Annotated in this window: 13 protein-coding genes; 7 read left to right on the forward strand and 6 right to left on the reverse strand. The window is 45.2% G+C overall.

All coding sequences use genetic code 11. The annotated features are described in order from the left end of the window. Window positions 1–234: 234 nt before the first annotated feature. The gene (locus QUA25_RS03480) at window positions 235–936 is read left to right on the forward strand and encodes a DUF4079 domain-containing protein (protein WP_333035610.1); all 702 of its coding nucleotides are present in this window, start codon (window positions 235–237) and stop codon (window positions 934–936) included. 148 nt (window positions 937–1,084) lie between these two features. On the opposite strand, the gene QUA25_RS03485 is transcribed toward QUA25_RS03480, so the two are convergent. From QUA25_RS03485 to QUA25_RS03495, 3 genes are all read right to left on the reverse strand, one after another. After that, entirely contained in the window at window positions 1,085–1,963 is an 879-nt protein-coding gene (locus tag QUA25_RS03485; protein ID WP_333035611.1) for a sugar ABC transporter permease, read from the reverse strand. 321 nt (window positions 1,964–2,284) lie between these two features. After that, window positions 2,285–3,748, reverse strand: a complete 1,464-nt coding sequence (locus QUA25_RS03490) for a CIA30 family protein (protein ID WP_333035612.1) — start codon at window positions 3,746–3,748, stop codon at window positions 2,285–2,287. 123 nt (window positions 3,749–3,871) lie between these two features. After that, window positions 3,872–6,394, reverse strand: coding sequence for an ATP-binding protein (locus QUA25_RS03495; RefSeq protein ID WP_333035613.1), 2,523 nt, complete (start codon window positions 6,392–6,394; stop codon window positions 3,872–3,874). A 488-nt stretch (window positions 6,395–6,882) separates the two neighbouring features. On the opposite strand from QUA25_RS03495, the gene QUA25_RS03500 reads away from it, so the two are divergent. Continuing rightward, entirely contained in the window at window positions 6,883–7,257 is a 375-nt protein-coding gene (locus tag QUA25_RS03500) for a hypothetical protein (protein ID WP_333035615.1), read from the forward strand. 137 nt (window positions 7,258–7,394) lie between these two features. Here QUA25_RS03500 and QUA25_RS03505 read toward each other — a convergent pair whose 3' ends face one another. Beyond that, the gene (locus tag QUA25_RS03505; RefSeq protein WP_333035617.1) at window positions 7,395–8,252 is read right to left on the reverse strand and encodes an Hpt domain-containing protein; all 858 of its coding nucleotides are present in this window, start codon (window positions 8,250–8,252) and stop codon (window positions 7,395–7,397) included. A gap of 163 nt (window positions 8,253–8,415) precedes the next feature. Continuing rightward, complete coding sequence (locus QUA25_RS03510) at window positions 8,416–9,342, reverse strand: DMT family transporter (RefSeq protein WP_333035619.1); 927 nt, start codon at window positions 9,340–9,342, stop codon at window positions 8,416–8,418. 295 nt (window positions 9,343–9,637) lie between these two features. Between QUA25_RS03510 and QUA25_RS03515 the strand changes: the two genes are divergently transcribed. Both QUA25_RS03515 and QUA25_RS03520 read left to right on the forward strand, forming a co-directional pair. Beyond that, window positions 9,638–10,441, forward strand: coding sequence for an SDR family oxidoreductase (locus QUA25_RS03515; protein ID WP_333035621.1), 804 nt, complete (start codon window positions 9,638–9,640; stop codon window positions 10,439–10,441). A gap of 190 nt (window positions 10,442–10,631) precedes the next feature. Next, window positions 10,632–11,639 carry an NAD(P)-dependent alcohol dehydrogenase gene (locus tag QUA25_RS03520; protein ID WP_333035622.1) on the forward strand — a complete coding sequence of 336 codons (1,008 nt, stop codon included), beginning with the start codon at window positions 10,632–10,634 and terminating at the stop codon, window positions 11,637–11,639. A 60-nt stretch (window positions 11,640–11,699) separates the two neighbouring features. On the opposite strand, the gene QUA25_RS03525 is transcribed toward QUA25_RS03520, so the two are convergent. After that, entirely contained in the window at window positions 11,700–12,509 is an 810-nt protein-coding gene (locus tag QUA25_RS03525; RefSeq protein ID WP_333035623.1) for a calcium-binding protein, read from the reverse strand. A gap of 198 nt (window positions 12,510–12,707) precedes the next feature. Here QUA25_RS03525 and QUA25_RS03530 point away from each other — a divergent pair, with 198 nt between their 5' ends. The 3 genes from QUA25_RS03530 (at window position 12,708) to nirB (ending at window position 17,666) form a co-directional block, all read left to right on the forward strand. Further along, window positions 12,708–13,688, forward strand: a complete 981-nt coding sequence (locus QUA25_RS03530; RefSeq protein WP_333035625.1) for an ATP-binding cassette domain-containing protein — start codon at window positions 12,708–12,710, stop codon at window positions 13,686–13,688. A gap of 238 nt (window positions 13,689–13,926) precedes the next feature. After that, a complete protein-coding gene (locus tag QUA25_RS03535; protein WP_333035626.1) occupies window positions 13,927–14,715 on the forward strand; it encodes an ABC-2 family transporter protein in 789 nt (262 codons plus the stop codon). A 386-nt stretch (window positions 14,716–15,101) separates the two neighbouring features. Next, window positions 15,102–17,666, forward strand: a complete 2,565-nt coding sequence (gene nirB / locus QUA25_RS03540) for a nitrite reductase large subunit NirB (RefSeq protein WP_333035628.1) — start codon at window positions 15,102–15,104, stop codon at window positions 17,664–17,666. Window positions 17,667–17,708 lie beyond the last annotated feature (42 nt).

Here is a 17,708-nt window from a genome sequence, read left to right on the forward strand (position 1 = left end):
TGTACCTCACGCAATTGACAACTGCTATATCCTAGCTTCTGATTTATCAACATTTCTGGTGAGTTACCCTTCATAAAGCGTGTTTGTAGTCAGGACTTCAATCCTCTCTATGCCAGTGAATAATAACTATTAGTCCTGACTGCAAACTTACTGTGCTTAGATCGCCGGGTATGATATTATGTATCGCAAAAACCGGGTTGATGAAGCCAACCCTCTTCAACAAAAAGGTGATCTATGGAATTTAAAGATTTTCTGGCTTTGCTGCATCCTATTTTAGCTGTAGCGATTGTTTTTCCTATGCTTGGTATTGTTCTCAATATGGGGTGGCAAACCATGCAGCGTCGGAAGCAAATTGCGATCGACACCAAGAGCAAAATTCCACCTGTAGTCGGTCCAGAACACGTCAAAGCAGGTCGAATTCTGTCAGGTTCTGTGGTAGGAGTGACGTTGTTGGGTCTAGCCTACCCGATTTTTGAGCATATTTTGAGCAAGGATGTTTGGAGTAAAAACTCCTTTCAGGTAATTTTCATTGTCCTGATGTTTGTGGCAACTGTCGGCTCTTTGGTCATGCTATATCGAGCTACACCCGCTTTATGGCGCGGCATATTTGCGACCCTAACAGGTACGGGTTTGGTAATTCTTGGCACTCAAGATGGGGTTTATCGGCGAACCAATGAATGGTATTGGTCTCACTACTACATTGGCATCGTCGCTGCGCTAATTATGGTTTTCTCCCTTGCCATCATTGAAGACATTTACAAAGACCGCTCAAATCGCTGGCGCACTATCCATGTGATCTTGAACTCGATCGCCGTGCTGCTCTTTCTGGGACAGGGAATGACCGGAACCAGGGATTTATTAGAAATTCCTCTGAACTGGCAGAAACCCTATATTTATAGCTGTGATTTCGCCAATAAGACCTGCCCCAAGCCGTGAGCGATCGCATTACTTCGAGATTCCCGTCTAAAATTAGACCAATAAACCCGGTTTCTGAATGTAAGGAAGTCCTGGGAGCAACAGGAGTGAGAACGAGAAACCGAGTTTATGATGCCCGGAGTGCGTGAGTTTTAATCAGTCATAAATCTTAATCATTGCCAGTCAAACCCTGAAGGCTAACTTGCAAAATCGACAAACCCAAAATTAGCAAAAACAAAACCAGCCCGATCGTACAAGCATAGCCAATTTCCAAATCCTTAAAAGCCCGTTCGTAAAGATAATAAACCACAGTCTTAGAACTATTGCGAGGCCCGCCCTGAGTCATAATATAAACTTCTTCAAAAACCTTAGTAGCAGAAATCGCAGAAATTACCGCAACTAAAACTAAATAAGGCTTCATCAGCGGCACAGTAATATCCCAGTGCTTTCCCAAACCATCAGAACCATCAATAGCAGCAGCCTCATAAAGTTCTGCCGGAATAGCTTGCAGCCCTGCCAAATAAATCACCATGTAATAGCCCAATCCTTTCCAGATAGTAACCGCCATGACGCTAAAGATTGCTAACTTCGGATTAGCCAGCCAAGAAACAGGAGGTAAACCCAACAATTCCCCCAACTGATTCAGCAGTCCAGTCTCAGCAAACAGCCACTTCCAAGCAATCCCGGCGACAACCATTGAAATCACCGCCGGCGTGTAGTATGCTGCTCGAAACCAGTTCATCCCCTTAAGTTTTTGGTTGCACAAAATCGCCATTCCCAACGGTAGAACAACCAATACAGGGACAACGCAAGCGAGATACAGCAGCGTATTCGTCAAAGTTTGCCAGAATGTGCGATCGCCCCACAACCTGTTAAAATTCTTCAAACCCACCCACTGCGGCATTTGAGTTAAATCATATTCGTAATTAGTAAAACTCAAATAAAAAGCTTGCACCGCCGGCCATAAAACAGTCAAACTCAAAATAAATAAAGCCGGAAGCAAAAACAAATAAGGGGTCAAATAGCGTCGGGAAAAAGTCACAGACATAGTAATTGGTAATTGGTAATTTTACTCGTTAACAGGCTCTGCTTGGTAACGCATATCCGGAGGCTCTGCCTCCCATTTTCCTACTAACAAGCGAGGCAGAGCCTCTGGACATTAATTCCCAGGCTAAGCCTGGGAACCCGTTATAAAACTCGCATTTTACTCGTTAACAGGCTCTGCCTGGTAACGCATATCCGGAGGCTCTGCCTCCCATTTTCCTACTAACAAGCGAGGCAGAGCCTCTGGACATTGATTCCCAGGCTTAGCCTGGGAACCCGTTATAAATCACCCAGCGTACCTCATTTTACTAAGAAGTGCTATATGTTATTTCACTCCAGAAAACAAAGCCTGCCAGTCTCCGGGAGAACTACCATTTTCCCCCTCTTTCACCTCAAAAGTAACGTTGCAAGCTTGAGGCTGTTCCAAAGCCTCCACGCACAATTCTGCAATATCTTCCCGACTAACTTTGCCCCTAATATTGTCTCCTTGCTCAAATATTAAAGCTTTGCCTCCCGGTTCTTCAGTCAAAGCGCAGGGTCTGACAACAGTATAAGGTATGCCGCTCGATCGCACACAATCTTCCCCTTTCAGCTTCCAAGTCAAAATCCCCCCCAACATATCATTCATCCTGACTGCCGGCGGTTCTTCTTCCAAGTTAATTCCCGGACGGCCCGGGCGGGTAACTCCTGCCGAACTCACCATCACAAATCGCGGCAAAGTCTGTCCCCCATAAGCTTTAATAGATTCTAACTCCAGTTGAAAAATACCCGGTGTAAATTTCGGGTTGAGCGCGCCGTCATATTCAAACTTGCTCAACATTAACTGAAAAGAAAAAATACTGCTGCCATCAAATTTAGAGCCATCCTTAACAGTTTTCGCGCGGAATACTGGAATTAACTCATCAAAAGGAACGGTGATAGTAATCCAGGTATTGTAAACAGTATCAAACGAATAGCAATAGCCAATTCCATCCCATTTAGCTTCGTTGCGAACAATCAATTTGTAGCGCTTGCCGTCTCCTTTGACGCGCAGGTAGAGGCCGCTAAATCCTGTGAGATTGAGCGGAGGATCGAAGTTGCGAGTACGCACCGAAGCAAAGCCGCCCGAGTTGGCGGTAGAAACATTGCCTGTGAATATAGCCGTATTGTCTGTAAGTACGATCGAACTTTCACTGGTGCCACCCATCACGATATCGTCTAGCGCACCCCAAGTTTCTTTCAAATCTTGGCTGGGTTTTGTGAAGTCAAAAATTGTTTTTTCGCCTGCTTGAATTAGCTGGCGGCGAACAGCTTGGACTAAATTATTCAGGCCTTTGTATTCGACTATTTCGGGAACATCCACAACTTCCGGCATATAAAATTTGATGCCTTGATAATATTTTTCCCGGGTTGGGGTGTCTCCTTCTATCGGTTGAACTTTAGTGCCGGTACAGCAGATAACTGCTTCTATGCCCTCGGTTACTAGCGGTGTTAGGGTTTCTGGGAGTGTGATATCTCCTTCGACTAACTCGACATTTTTGCCGAGAATTTCTGTTGCTCTTTTAGCATCTCTGACGAGGCAGCGTACTTTATATCCCCGCTGTTGCAGCCGCTTGACAACTCGCTTCCCGACGCCGCCGGTGGCACCGGCTACCAGTACCAGTTTGGGTTGGTCTTTTTTAGTTTTGCTGCTGCTTCCAAAGAGTTGTTGCAGCCAGCTAATGCTGCCAATGAAGGGAATGACGCCGAAATAAGCCAAGGTTTTGAGAAACCGGCCGGCATCCCATTGGGCGGTTTTTTTTTCAGTCATACTAGCTTCCTCTGAATTGGCTCAAATCTACTTAGCTGCTTTTGTATTTTAATCTAATTTTCGATTTTTGAATTTGGTCGATTTCCTAGCCTTTGGGATAGCTTCGCTAGGGCGGACTTTTTTTTATTTGACAATTGGTGTCGGATGAATTTGGCTCAAGGGAATCTCAATAATCAACTCGGTTCCCTCTCCGGGGGCAGAAATGCAAGTCAATTTGCCACCGTGTTGTTCTACCACAATTTCGTGGCTAATCGCCAAACCTATCCCCGCACCTTTGCCCACCTGTTTTGTGCTAAAAAACGGCTCAAAAATTTTCTGGTGAACTGTTTGAGTCATGCCCCAACCGTTGTCCTCGATCCGAACTGCTACGGCTTTTTTTCCCGGACAAAGTTCAGTCACAATCCGAATTTGTCCGTACTTAACTGGCTCTTCTTTGTCCCCGGCTTTCGAGGATAAATTATTGTTGACAAAGGCCTCTTCGAGAGCATCAATTGCATTGGCCAGTACATTCATAAATACTTGGTTGATTTGAACTGCGTAACACTCCACCAAAGGCAGAGAGCCATATTCTTTGATGAGATGAATTGCAGGGCGATCGGGCTTCGGTTTGAGTCGATTGCTCAAAATCAGCAAAGCGCTGTCCAATCCGTCGTGAATGTCAACGGGTTTAATCTCTGCTTCGTCAATTCTAGAGAAATTTCGCAGCGACTGAACTATCTCGCGGATGCGGTTAGCTCCTACTTTCATTGAACCCAGCAACTTCGGTAAGTCTTCAACTATGAACTCTAATTCTACTGCTTCTATTTGTGCTTGAATTTCTGGCGAAGGCGACGGATAGTGCTGATCGTAAAGCTGCAATAAATTGATCATTTTTTGACTGTATTCATTAGCATAGCTAAGATTGCCGTAGATGAAGTTAATCGGGTTAGTGACTTCATAAGCTACCGCCGACACCAACTGTCCCAAACTTGACATTCTTTCGCTTTGCACCAATTGAGTTTGCGCCCGCTTAAGCTCGGACATTGCTGTTTTTAAATTAGCAGTTTTTTCCCGTTCTCTGGCGACTGATTCTTCTAGTGCTCTATTTAATTTTTCGAGTTTATCGACTTGACACAGCACTATATTAATCATTGCTTTTTTTAGTTCCAATGCAGCGTCTATTTCGCATTGTTTCCAAGGCAACGATTTGTACCTCACATTTTCTTTCCACAGCTCGAAGGATTTCCGAGGAGACAGTCGAGGGTTGCCATCTTCATCGGTTTCAAGTGGTTTGTTGGGGTTGCCCGCCCAATTTACGGTCTTAATTACTTCCGGGCGAAACCACAAAATGTATATTTTCTGAGTCGGGGATATTGCTATGGCTAAACACCCGCTGGCTGTGTTTTTAAATTCCTCAGCTTCTGGATAGCATTTGGTGAGCGAGTCTGTATAAAAAATTTCTTTATTTAAATGCTCTTGCACCCAATTAGTTAAGTATTTGAGCGCTTCTCCTTGAGGTGTTTGCCCTACTTGATAGCAATTGTCTCCAAATACTATTGCTGCTCCCTGGGCGTTGACTGCTTCTAGCAAATTATGCTGACATTTAACTAACACTTCTGACAAGTTTTCGGACGTGGATATGTCTTCAAAAATCTTGGTTTGAATGGATTTTAAGTATAGTTTGTAGTCGTAGTCTTCGTTTCCTTCTTTTGATTGCAGTTCTAAGGACATTACTTGCCCGATAAATTCGCAGGCTGCGCGCAATTCATAGTTGAGGTGTTTTGGTGTATAGTTGTGGCAAGCAATCAATCCCCACAGTTTTTTGTCTTTGATTAATGAGATTGACATCGAAGCTGCAACGCCCATATTTTGCAGGTATTCTATGTGAATGGGAGAAACGCTTCTCAATACGCTGAAACTCAGGTTTCGGGGCTGGGTCGTGACAGCATTATTTCCTGAAACAAGGGGGACTGGTTGATAATTAATATCTGGGATTAACCTCAGCCAATTTAACGCATACAGTTGTCGGGCTTGTTTTGGAATATCTGAACTTGGGTAGTTTAATCCTAAGAAAGGACTCAGCATTTCTGCTTTGTCTTCAGCGATTACAGCGCCGTTGCCTTCGTGGTCAAATTGATAGACCATCACTCTATCAAAACCCGATATTTTTCTGACTTCTTCTACAGTTATTTGAGATAATTCCTTGAGATTTTTGGCGCTTTGAATTTTGCTGATCGTGGCTCTCACTGAATGATAAAAACTAAAAACAGAAAGATTTTCTGGGCTGGTGGCTAATTCCAACTCGACCATCAATACTTCTTCTACTCGGTGGAGGATGCAGTCAAATTCTAAATATTTACCTTTGTTTATGACAGAGAGTTTAATGGGATTAACGGTTTTTAAGTTTTCATTACACAAACAAAGCTTGAGTTTTTTTAGTTGAACTCGATTGAAGAATAAGCTCAAATTTCGACCGATCGCACTTTCCGGCTCTACTCCTAACAAATCTTGCGTATTTTCGCTGACTTGCAGTATTTCTAGTTCAGGTTCTCGTACAACAAGTAGCACTCCGTGTGGCTGAATGTGCCCCGATATGTGAATGGGTTCTCTGTCGCAGTTTGTCAAGTCAACTTCTTCGAGTGCGGGAATTGTGATTTGTAGATCCATTTTCTTTGTCTTCCGCTGTAAAATGTCGAGAGGGTTCTAATGATTGGAGATTTGAGAGCAAATTGGCTTTTCCATAATAATCTCATATTGTTCGATCGCATAATGGATCGAGCCCTGGACGGACACTGAGAATCAATCATCCGAGAATCAGCGCATCAAAATGATTTAGTCGAAAATCAGCGTGCCCTATGTGTGGCTGTTCAAGCCGCCTCAGCCTTCTAGAAAATTTATCGACTTGGCTCTTCTATACTATCGTTTCCCGATGTTAATTATCATAGCAATTGTTGCCATTCTTGAAGTAGGTTTAATAATTTCCCAAAACTTTAATATTTGTGGTAAGATTTTGCCTGCTGCAAAAGGGGGAGAGAAATGCGTCTCCAGAGCGGCCTACTTACTGAAATATTAAGTTAAGGTAAGGGTGACAAGATCTGAAAGTCAAGTCACGCTAAGCTCTTTAAGTATACCCAACAGGCCCGACAATTAGACTGATGATCGACTTCAATACAGTTACTGAATTTTCTCATACCTACTGCATAGCTATCTGTGCCTTTTTAGTTCCGGCAAACTTGCTGACTACTTTGCAGACAGCGATTTTGATAGGACTAAACCGACCTCGAATGCAAATTTGGGCGTCTGTAGTTGTCGCCAGCCTTTGGGCTACAGCAATGATATTTCACGTTTTTACCTGGTTCGCGATCGGGGTAGTCATGCCTCCGACATACATCTTGCTAGTTATGGGAATCACTTGTCTGACAATCAATGTCTGGGCGATAGCTCATCCTGCAAGCATGATGCAATTAATTAGAGTTGCGGTATCAGTTGTTAGGGGAGCTTTCAGAAGGAACAAGGATTTAGTTGTCTAACAGAGAAAGATCTAATTATCTAGCAACTCAAAAAAAATAGGTAGGGGGTAATGTGAAATGTTTCCGGGAAAATATTGGTTTCAGAAGAAAGTTTTTCGGGTGGCCAATCGTAGTTCCGAGGGCTGAGTTTTCAGCGCTTATTCCGGTTCGCGATCGCGACAATCTTCGGTTTCCGGGCCGCGGGGATGGATCGTGCAGTTGAGCAGGTAGCCGCCGTCGCTTCTGCCGTAATAGTAGCGGCATCCGATGCAAATTGCGGGAGGTTCGATCGCACTTTGGTAAACCGGATAATCCGCAGTCGCCAACAGCGAAAAGTCCCGCTGCGTCTGAACATTCCCGATAATAGCGCCCGAGAGTTCGACAGCTTGGCGGATGTTTTCGATCCTGGTGTAAGGCGGCAGGTAAATGTCAATACACAGGCGTATCCCCTGGCTATCCTGATCGTGGCGGGTAATAGTGCCTCCCAGCAAACCAACGCGCGAAGCGATAGCCGAGGAAAATTCGCTCAGGGAGGTGCAGTAACCGGAGAAAACGTGAATATGTTCGTCCGTAGTAGCTCTCACAGTCAGGCGAGTAGGAATTCGCAATCTCAGGTAAGCGTCGAGTTCGTCAAAAACCGGTTCGACGAGGGAGAGCATTTGGTTTGCGTCTTCGTGGTTGAGCCCAAAACCCTTAGAAACCTTGGACACGAGAGCGGCTAAAATATCAAAAACTTCGGTTAAGAGCGATTGTAGCCTGCTATCAATGGCGATCGGACATTCTCTAAGCAGCTTTAAATAATCCTCCAACCGATGAGCAATGCGCTGAATGCTGCTAAATCCGAGCATAGCTGCTCCCCCTTTAATCGAGTGCGAGGCTCGGATGAGCTGGTGTATTCTTTGGGGTTCTGGCACGGTGTTTTGCAAACCTTGCAAGCCTTGCCCGATAATTTGGATCTGTTCTGTGGCTTCTTCGATAAAGTAGCCGATGATCCGCTGTAGTTGTTCTGGCAGCATAATTTTATTCTCCTAAAGGCCGCCGAGTATTATTAGTCATTACTCAGACCTTTGATAGTTTTGAATCGATATTTCACTGATGAGTTATTGGGGTTTTTAAGCCCTAATTTGTTTTATTCTGACTCACGGCAAGTGTAGTGGCAATGTCGAAAACTGTTAACTCTTAACTGTTGACAGTAATTTTTTTTGCTCCGAGGGTAGCGGTTGCTACCCCCAACAGCAGCACCGCAGCACCTGCGAGTACCGCCGGCGCCGGCACTTCCCCAAACAGCAAATAACCCAACCAACTCGCCCCAACCGGTTCAAACAAGATGGCAAGAGTTACCAGAGTTGGGGAAATCTGCACTACCGCCCAGTTCAAAATGGTGTGGCCGACTAACTGAGGCAAAGCAGCCGTTAACAAAATATAAAAATATACAATGTCGGGGTAATTAGTATAAGTAGTGCCGAAGGCGAAGGGGAGAGGCAGCAGGACGATCGCAGCAACAGTATAGGCGATCGCGATATAGCCACCAATTCCCAGTCCCCGCCGCTGAGCTTCCCGGCCCAGCAGCAAATACAAGCTGACAGCCCAGGAACCAGCCAGAGCCAGGAAATCGCCCAGCAGTTGGCTGCTGCCGGCATTAGCTGCGCCCGCACTTCCCAGAGCGATCGCCATTCCCCCAGTCAGGGCTATAGTAATGCCAGCGATCGACATTTTGCTGAGTTTTTCCCCGAACCAGAAGCGCGACAAAAGCGCTACCCAGACAGGATTAGTGGTGACAAGGGCCGTCGAGGCGGCGATCGAAGTATAAGAAAGTGAGGTAATCCAGAGGGCAAAATGCAGGGCAAGACACAAACCCGCAGCAGCAGCATAGCGCCGAGCTCCCGGTTGCAGCGCGTTCCACTGAATTTTCCGCCAAGCCGGAAGCAGAATTAAAGCAGATAAAGTCAGACGAGAGGCCGCGAGCACCAGACTGAAACCCAAACCGCCCGCCCCTGCGGAAAAGTTAGCCAGCCGAATTAAGATTGAGGAAGTTGAGACGGCTAAAACGCCGATAATTAACACTAGGGCGATCGACCAATTAGGCGTTTGTTTCGGAAGATTCATTATTTAGGCATGGGGCATGGGGCATGGGGCATTGGGGATTGGGCATTGGGAAAATTTACAAAGCAATTTTCGCACAAATTATGAATAATTTCTATTCTCTTCTTCTCCTCTCCTCTCCTCTCTTCCTTCGTGTCCTAGCGCTTACGCGGTTCGTTAAAAAAAGCCCATTCCCGAAGCACAAAGAATTCCTATACTCAATAATTATTAATATAGAGCGCCCCTAAAATTACCAGACCTCTGTTATAGTTTCAATATCGTAAAAAACAAATTACCCACTTACAATTTATAACTATCTATGGCTCCTACAGTTTTGATTACAGGCGCTTCTCAAGGAAGCGGCAAAGCAACGGCAATTTTATTTGCAAGTAAAGGTTACGATGTAGTTATGGTAGCTCGCCAGCCAGAGAGATTGGCAGCAGCAGCGGCTCAAGTGCAGCGAGAAGGCACTTCGGCTGTCGCTATCCCGGGGGATGTTGGCGACAGTCAACAAGTGCGCGCGATCGTCCAAAAAGCCCTAGATACCTGCGGCAACATCGATGTTTTAGTTAACAATGCTGGCATTTGTCTCACGGGGGCGATCGAGCACACTACCTCCGAAGACTGGCAGCAATTAATGAATACCAATTTTTGGGGATGCGTTAACACAATTCAAGAAATCTTGCCACATTTTTTGCAACGAAAAACAGGGACAATAGTCAATGTTGGTTCCATTGGTGGCAAAATGCCTTTGCCTCAAATGACTGCTTATTGTGCCAGCAAATATGCAGTAAGCGGTTTAACAGAAACTTTGCGATTGGAATTAGCGCCTCAAGGTATTCACGTTTGCGCCGTGCATCCGGGTTTGATTAACAGTGATTTTTTAGAAAGAGCTCAATTTCGCGATCGAGACGAACCGGCAGTCGAATTACGCCGTCAGCAAATGAGAAAAATGCTGAAATCTGAGTGGGCAACTCAGCCAGAAGATATTGCTAAAGCTATCTGGGATGCTGTGAAAAATCAGCGTGCAGAAGTTACCGTCGGCCCTGCTTTTTTGGCATCGGAAGCTTATCGTTTGTTCCCCGGTTTGATGCAGTGGGCAATGGAAAAGGGAAAGTTGTGAGACTTATTGGTAATTGCTAATGGGTAATTGGTAATTGGTAATTGGTAAGATGCGCCATAAGTACCCGACAAATTATTAGTAACGCGCATCAGTCATCGGGTCTGTTCACCTGAATATATACAACTAAAGAAAGAGACTGTGAAAGCCGCCCGAACACTATAATAATGGCAAACAAACCAGGACATACACCATGCAAATCAAAGCACTTGCAGTTACAAAAACAGGCGGATTGCTTGAAGAATACAAATTCGATGTCGCCCCTCCAAAAGTACATGAATGTATTATCAAAGTTTTAGCCTGTGGCATTTGTCACTCTGACTTGCACATGATTGACAATGACTGGGGTCAATCAAAATATCCTCTGGTTCCAGGCCACGAAGTTATCGGAGAAGTGGCAGAAATAGGGCCGCAAGTGACTCATTTAAAAGTGGGCGATCGCGTTGGTGTCGGCTGGCAAAGGTCGTCTTGTTTGCAGTGCCGCGACTGCTTGCGCGGTAACGAAAATCTCTGCGATGAAAACCAGGGATTAATTGTTACAGGCCCGGGCGGTTTTGCCGATTATTTGATGGTAGATTCCCGGTTTGCTTTTCCTATTCCCAAAGGCATCGATTCCAAAATAGCGGGGCCGCTGTTGTGCGGCGGAATTACGGTTTACGCCGGTTTGCGGAATGCGGGGATGAGTTCCGGGCAAGAAATTGGCATTCTCGGCATCGGCGGATTGGGACACATGGCGGTGCAATTTGCGAAAAAATTAGGCAACCGCGTTACAGTTTTTACTACTTCCCAAGATAAGGCAGAATTTGCACAGAAAATGGGGGCGGACGAAGCTATTGTAGTAGGAAAAGGCGAAATTCCTCAAGATCCCAGCAGCAAATTAGATATTTTGTTGAGCACTGTTCCTGCTGCTTTAGATTGGGTTCCGTACATTGATTTTCTCGATTCTAACGGTGCGCTTGCTTTTGTGGGAGTTCCCGACGCACCTTTGAGCATTCCGTTATTTTCGCTGCTGGTGAAGCAACGCCGAATTGTGAGTTCTCTCATCGGCGGTCGCGCTATGATTAATGAAATGCTGGCAATTGCAGAGAAGTTTGAGATTGAGCCGATTGTCGAAGTTTTTGCAATGGCACAAGCGAATGAAGCAATTCAGAAAGTCCGCGAAAATCAAGTGCGCTATCGCGCCGTTTTGACGGTGAGTTAGATAATGGGTAATGGGTAAGGTGCGCCTAGCGCACCCTACTAGAGATATATAAGCAACGAATTAAAGCAAAGAATTAGCATTAATAAAACGACCGTTTAAATCGGCAGGGGTCACATTCAAAACAGTACCCAACAAAGCATTAGTAAAACCGAATCTAATATTAGTAGCTTCCACACGACCGTTGCCATCGGGATCAAGACTTTGCCGCGAGATGCCACCCTTGGCTAATAAGCTAGTTCCACCGGCTATACTTGCAGGATCGATCAGCAGCAGTCTCGGATCGTTCAAGCTATAACTTACCTCTTCCAAGGAGATATTGCTGCTGGTAAATTCCACACTAATTCCAATCGAATCGCTAGACTTATCAAAATCCACAATTACCGCGTCAGCAACTTCAATTCCAACTACTCTGCTTCCCGCTTGATCGACTCTCAAAACAAATACATCGCTACCTGCACCACCTTGGTAAATATCCACCTCTCTATCGCCAATTAAAGTATCATTACCGTCACCGCCCACTAACAAATCAACACCTTGTCCTCCACGCAGCAAATCATTTCCCGCACCCCCATCAAGGAAATCGCTATTTCTATCTCCTGTCAAGAAATCCTCGCCAATTTCTCCCAAAACATCGTCATCATCTTTGCCACCGTAAATAGAATCACTGCCGACACCACCTAACAGACTGTCTTTACCATCGTTACCGAAAATCCGTTCTGCATCTGACGAGCCCCTGACAGTATCATTGCCGCCCACCATCCAAACTCCCCCAGGAAAACTAGCAAGTTGTCCTGGTGCAAGTGTAATATTTTCAGGAGAATTGTCTCCTACCAAACGAGGGATGTCTGAATTATCTGGGGTGAGTACCATAATTGTAAACTTTGTGCGATGTGAGCATGGATATTGTGCAATATTCTACAGCTTATTAGGGTGCGCCAGAACACAGTTACTTCCTGACTCGCGATCGAGCAATCGCTGGCGCACCCTACTAGACAGCTCGATCGCTCCATCTTGGCACAAGCCTGATGGAAATACCCTAGATTAAAATAAAAGTTAAAATTTGAGCCGATGCCAATTATCTTAGTTGAAGACTTGAGCAAAGTTTATCCGGTAGCGATTAAAGAACCCGGGCTTAAAGGAACAGTGCGACACTTTTTTAGTCGCACTTACCGCAATATCAAAGCAGTTGAGGGCGTTTCTTTCAGTATTGAACCGGGGGAAGTCGTGGGGTTTCTAGGTGCTAACGGTGCGGGCAAAACTACTACGCTGAAAATGCTGACGGGTTTGATTTATCCGTCTGCGGGTACAGTGAGAGTGTGCGATCGTACTCCTTTCCGTCGCGAAGCCGATTTTCTGCAAAAAATTACCTTAGTGATGGGGCAAAAACAGCAGTTAATTTGGGATTTACCCGTACTTGACTCTCTACGAATCAATGCCGCAGTCTACGGCATTCCCGATACAGATTATCGACGGCGAGTCGGAGAATTAACAGAGATGCTGTCACTAGAAGGCAAGTTGAATCAGCCGGTACGAAAGCTTTCTTTAGGCGAACGGATGAAAGCTGAATTGATGGCGGCCCTGCTGCACCAGCCGGAGGTATTATTTTTAGATGAACCGACTTTAGGTTTGGATATAAACGCACAGTTTAGCGTCAGGCAATTTCTGCGAGAATATAACGAGCGCTATCAAGCAACGGTGCTGTTGACGAGCCATTACATGGCTGACATTACTGCTTTGTGCAAGCGCGTTTTGTTAATCCATGAAGGGCAATTAGTTTATGATGGCAGTTTAGACGGATTGCTCGACAGGTTTGCACCTTATCGGGAAGTTCAGGTAAAATTAGCTAAGCCGCTGGCAAAAGATAGTGCTTTTGCTTACGGCGAGGTAGAATCTATTGAGGGAGAATCGGTGCGGTTTTTGGTGAAAAGGGAAGAGCTGACGGTAAGCGTGGCGAAGATTTTGGCGGACTTGGACGTAATAGATTTAACTGTTACCGACCCGCCAATTGAAGAGGTAATCGGTCGCGTTTTCCGCACGGGAAAAGTGTAATGTTTTTTGGATAAGATCATTCTCTATAACAGGCAAGATACCTGTTCTACTAGACTGATAAAGTAGAACAGGGAAGATACCTGTTCTACTAGAGATTTAGTGTTTTTGTGGAACGGGGTTCTAGACCGTTGCTAACCCCAAAAAACAGGCCAGATGCCTGTTTTAGTAGAGATTCAGTGTTTTTGTGGAACGGCTTTTAGCCCGTTGCTAACACCTCAAAATTAACTCTAAAATTGATATGAAGAGAATTGTTAGAATTGCTAAAACTTTGCTAGTTACCTACTATGCTTATATGCTCGAATACCGGGCGGAATTGTTTTTGTGGGCGCTGTCGGGAGCTTTGCCCTTTATCTTGATGGGTGTCTGGATGCAGGCGGCTGAAACGGGTCAATTTGGGCTGAATTCGATCGACTTTGCCCGTTATTTTTTAGCGGCTTTCATTGTCAGGCAAACAAATGTAGTTTGGGTGATTTGGGAGTTTGAAAAGGAAGTAGTGCAAGGCAGGCTATCTAATAGATTGTTACAGCCTCTCGATCCCGTATGGCACCACTTCGTATCTCACATTTCCGAAAGGTTTGCGAGGCTGCCGTTTGTATTGGGATTAGTGCTGCTGTTTTTTGCACTTTACCCGCAGTCTTTTTGGCTGCCGAGTTTGGGCAGGTTTTTGCTTTTTTCGCTGGTTATTATATTGGCTTTTTGTCTGCGGTTTCTAATACAGTATACCTTTGCGCTGTTTGCTTTTTGGCTGGAAAGGGCAAGTGCGATCGAGCAATTCTGGTTTCTAATTTACCTGTTTTTATCGGGACTTATCGCGCCGCTAGAAGTGTTTCCTGCACCCGTGCGCGAAGTAGTTTTGTGGACGCCTTTTCCTTATTTGATTCATTTTCCCGCTTCAATCTTGATAGGATTACCGGTAGATGTAGGCCGCGGTTTGTTGGTAATGTTGGGTTGGAGTGCGGTGTTTTTTGTGTGGAATCGCTGGCTTTGGCTGCAGGGATTGAAGCAGTATTCGGGCATGGGAGCGTGAACTACCCAGCGCTGATGCTACAGTATTCCTCATATGCGAGAATAGTTATAAATCAAGTGGGCATTCAACCCACTTAATTTGTGCGTTTTCATCCCCTCACTTCACTCGTACGGTTTTGGGCGCGGGACTTGCCGCTTGTTAGTTAAATAATAATTAAAAATTATAAAAGTCTAGAGTCCTTCCTAGTATAATACTAATCCTTTTGTCAAAAAGACTTAGGTGAAGCACCGTATTTACCTCGATCGCACACATCATGCAAAAATGCAATCGGGAGTATTCGACAATTGCATAAATGTCGATTTTTTGTATCTATAAGTACAAAACTTTACAATAAAGTCTTATATTAATAAACCCAACGACTGATAAACGGGATAAAAGAGATTCTAATGACAGCCAAAAAAAACCTCATTGTAATCGGCAATGGCATGGTAGGTCACAAGTTCCTAGAGTTAATGGTCAGCTCGGATGCTGCCAAACACTGGAATTTAATTACTTTTTGTGAAGAACCGCGCGTTGCTTACGATCGCGTAAACCTCAGCGGATTTTTCTCTGGCAAAACAGCGGGAGATTTATCTTTAGTTGCACCGGGATTTTATCAAGAAAACGGCATCCAAATTTACATCGGCGACAAAGCAATAGCTATCAATCGCGAACAAAAAACAGTTTCTTCAGCCAACGGTTTAGAAGTTCCCTACGACAAAATTGTTCTCGCGACCGGTTCCTATCCATTTGTGCCATCAATTAAAGGCAAAGACGCTACAGGAACTTTTGTTTACCGGACAATTGACGACCTGGAAGCGATGTCAGATTACGCTAAAAATTGCAAAACTGGTGTAGTAATTGGCGGCGGTTTGTTAGGTTTAGAATGTGCAAACGCGCTCCAAAATATGGGCTTAAAAACTCACGTAGTTGAGTTTGCATCGCGGCTGATGCCCGTGCAAGTTGACGAGATAGGCGGTGCAATTCTCCGCAGCAAAATAGAAGAGTTGGGGGTTTCGGTTCATACCAGCAAATCTACAACAGAAATTGTTAGCGAAGATGGCAAAGTTACTAAAATGCTGTTTGCTGACGGTTCGGAATTGGCAACAGATATGATTGTCTTTTCTGCTGGCATTCGCCCCCGCGACGAAATTGCCAGAAGTTGCGGTATAGAAGTAGGAGAACGCGGTGGCATTGTGATTAATGATAGCTGCCAAACCTCAGATCCTGACATTTATGCGATCGGAGAATGCGCCCTGTATCAAAATCGCATCTACGGCTTAGTTGCGCCTGGGTATACAATGGCAAGCGTAGCAGCAGATATTTTGAGCATTGTAGGGGATGACGGGCAAGATGCCCGTTCCCCAAGCACTTTTACAGGTGCGGATATGTCCACTAAACTCAAATTATTGGGGGTGGATGTCGCTAGTTTTGGAGATCCTTTTCCCAAGTCGGCCGATGCTAAAGAAATTGTTGTCACTGACACCTTCCAAGGCATTTACAAAAAATTAGTTTTAAATCAAGACGGCAGCCGGATTTTAGGCGGAATTCTCGTGGGAGAGGCTTCGGCTTACGGCACTTTGCTGCAATTCATGCAAAATGAAATTGCTCTGCCGCCGCATCCCGAAGATTTGTTAATGCCACCGCGAGAAGGGGGAGTCCCAGCGGGTTTTGGAGTAGACAGTTTGCCTGATTCGGCTCAAATTTGTTCTTGCAATAATGTAACAAAAGGGCAGATTTGTGAAGCGATTCGCGATCGCAATTTAACCGATGTTGCCAGCGTCAAGAAATGCACTCAAGCTGGGACGGGCTGCGGCGGCTGCGTGCCTTTGGTGACGGATATCTTCAAGTCTGAGATGAAAAAAGCTGGGTTTGCAGTCAAAAATAATCTCTGCGAACATTTTGAATATTCTCGTCAAGAATTGTACCATTTAGTGCGTTCTCAAGAGATTAAAACCTTTGAGGAGTTGATTGAAAGACACGGCAAAGGTAAGGGTTGCGAAATTTGCAAGCCTGCTGTTGGTTCGATGCTGGCTTCTACTTGGAATGACCATATTTTAGAGAAGTCTCACGTCGGTTTGCAAGATACCAACGATTACTTTTTGGCGAACATTCAGCGCGACGGTACTTATTCGGTGGTGCCGCGAATACCGGGGGGAGAAATCACGCCGGATAAGTTGATTGTTTTGGGTGAAGTTGCCAGGGATTTTGGGCTTTATACTAAGATTACTGGCGGACAACGGATTGATTTGTTTGGAGCTCGCGTGGATCAATTGCCGCATATTTGGCGTCGGTTGATTGATGCGGGATTTGAGTCGGGACACGCTTACGGTAAGGCTCTGCGTACTGTAAAATCTTGTGTTGGTAGCACTTGGTGCCGCTTTGGGGTGCAGGATTCAACGAGTTTGGCGATCGAGGTTGAATTGCGGTATCGTGGTTTGCGATCGCCCCACAAGCTCAAATCTGCTGTCTCTGGCTGCACTCGCGAATGCGCGGAAGCTCAAAGCAAGGATTTTGGGATAATTGCAACAGAGAATGGTTGGAATTTGTACGTGTGCGGCAATGGTGGTATTAAGCCACAACACGCGGTTTTGCTGGCGACGGATATCGATAAGGAAACTTTGATTAAGTATATAGATCGATTCTTGGTTTTCTACATCCGCACGGCAGATAGATTGGAACGCACTGCTACTTGGTTGAACAAACTTGAGGGCGGGATTGAATACTTAAAACAGGTAATTGTTGAAGATTCTCTCGGTATTTGTGCTGAATTAGAAGCGCAGATGGAACATTTGGTAAATACTTATCAATGTGAGTGGAAAACAACGATTGAAAACCCGCAAAAAGTGCAGCGATTCCAGCATTTTGTGAATTCTGACTTGCCCGATCCGAGTATTGTTCGTGTTGCGGAACGGGGACAAACACGGCCGGCTAACGAACATGAAAAGGCTCTGGCTGGAGTTGCCGAATAACCCATACAATCGGGTTTCCAAGCAGAGCCTAGGAAACCCAGA

Source organism: Microcoleus sp. Pol17C6 (assembly GCF_036701145.1).
Lineage (GTDB): Bacteria > Cyanobacteriota > Cyanobacteriia > Cyanobacteriales > Microcoleaceae > Microcoleus.

Coding starts and splice junctions, on each gene's coding strand:
- QUA25_RS03500 (WP_333035615.1), top strand. CDS start 6,883: ATGATCGACTTCAATACAGTTACTGAATTTTCTCATACCTACTGCATA.
- QUA25_RS03530 (WP_333035625.1), top strand. CDS start 12,708: ATGCCAATTATCTTAGTTGAAGACTTGAGCAAAGTTTATCCGGTAGCG.
- QUA25_RS03485 (WP_333035611.1), bottom strand. CDS start 1,963: ATGTCTGTGACTTTTTCCCGACGCTATTTGACCCCTTATTTGTTTTTG.
- QUA25_RS03515 (WP_333035621.1), top strand. CDS start 9,638: ATGGCTCCTACAGTTTTGATTACAGGCGCTTCTCAAGGAAGCGGCAAA.
- nirB (WP_333035628.1), top strand. CDS start 15,102: ATGACAGCCAAAAAAAACCTCATTGTAATCGGCAATGGCATGGTAGGT.
- QUA25_RS03490 (WP_333035612.1), bottom strand. CDS start 3,748: ATGACTGAAAAAAAAACCGCCCAATGGGATGCCGGCCGGTTTCTCAAA.
- QUA25_RS03535 (WP_333035626.1), top strand. CDS start 13,927: ATGAAGAGAATTGTTAGAATTGCTAAAACTTTGCTAGTTACCTACTAT.
- QUA25_RS03480 (WP_333035610.1), top strand. CDS start 235: ATGGAATTTAAAGATTTTCTGGCTTTGCTGCATCCTATTTTAGCTGTA.
- QUA25_RS03520 (WP_333035622.1), top strand. CDS start 10,632: ATGCAAATCAAAGCACTTGCAGTTACAAAAACAGGCGGATTGCTTGAA.
- QUA25_RS03510 (WP_333035619.1), bottom strand. CDS start 9,342: ATGAATCTTCCGAAACAAACGCCTAATTGGTCGATCGCCCTAGTGTTA.
- QUA25_RS03495 (WP_333035613.1), bottom strand. CDS start 6,394: ATGGATCTACAAATCACAATTCCCGCACTCGAAGAAGTTGACTTGACA.
- QUA25_RS03525 (WP_333035623.1), bottom strand. CDS start 12,509: ATGGTACTCACCCCAGATAATTCAGACATCCCTCGTTTGGTAGGAGAC.
- QUA25_RS03505 (WP_333035617.1), bottom strand. CDS start 8,252: ATGCTGCCAGAACAACTACAGCGGATCATCGGCTACTTTATCGAAGAA.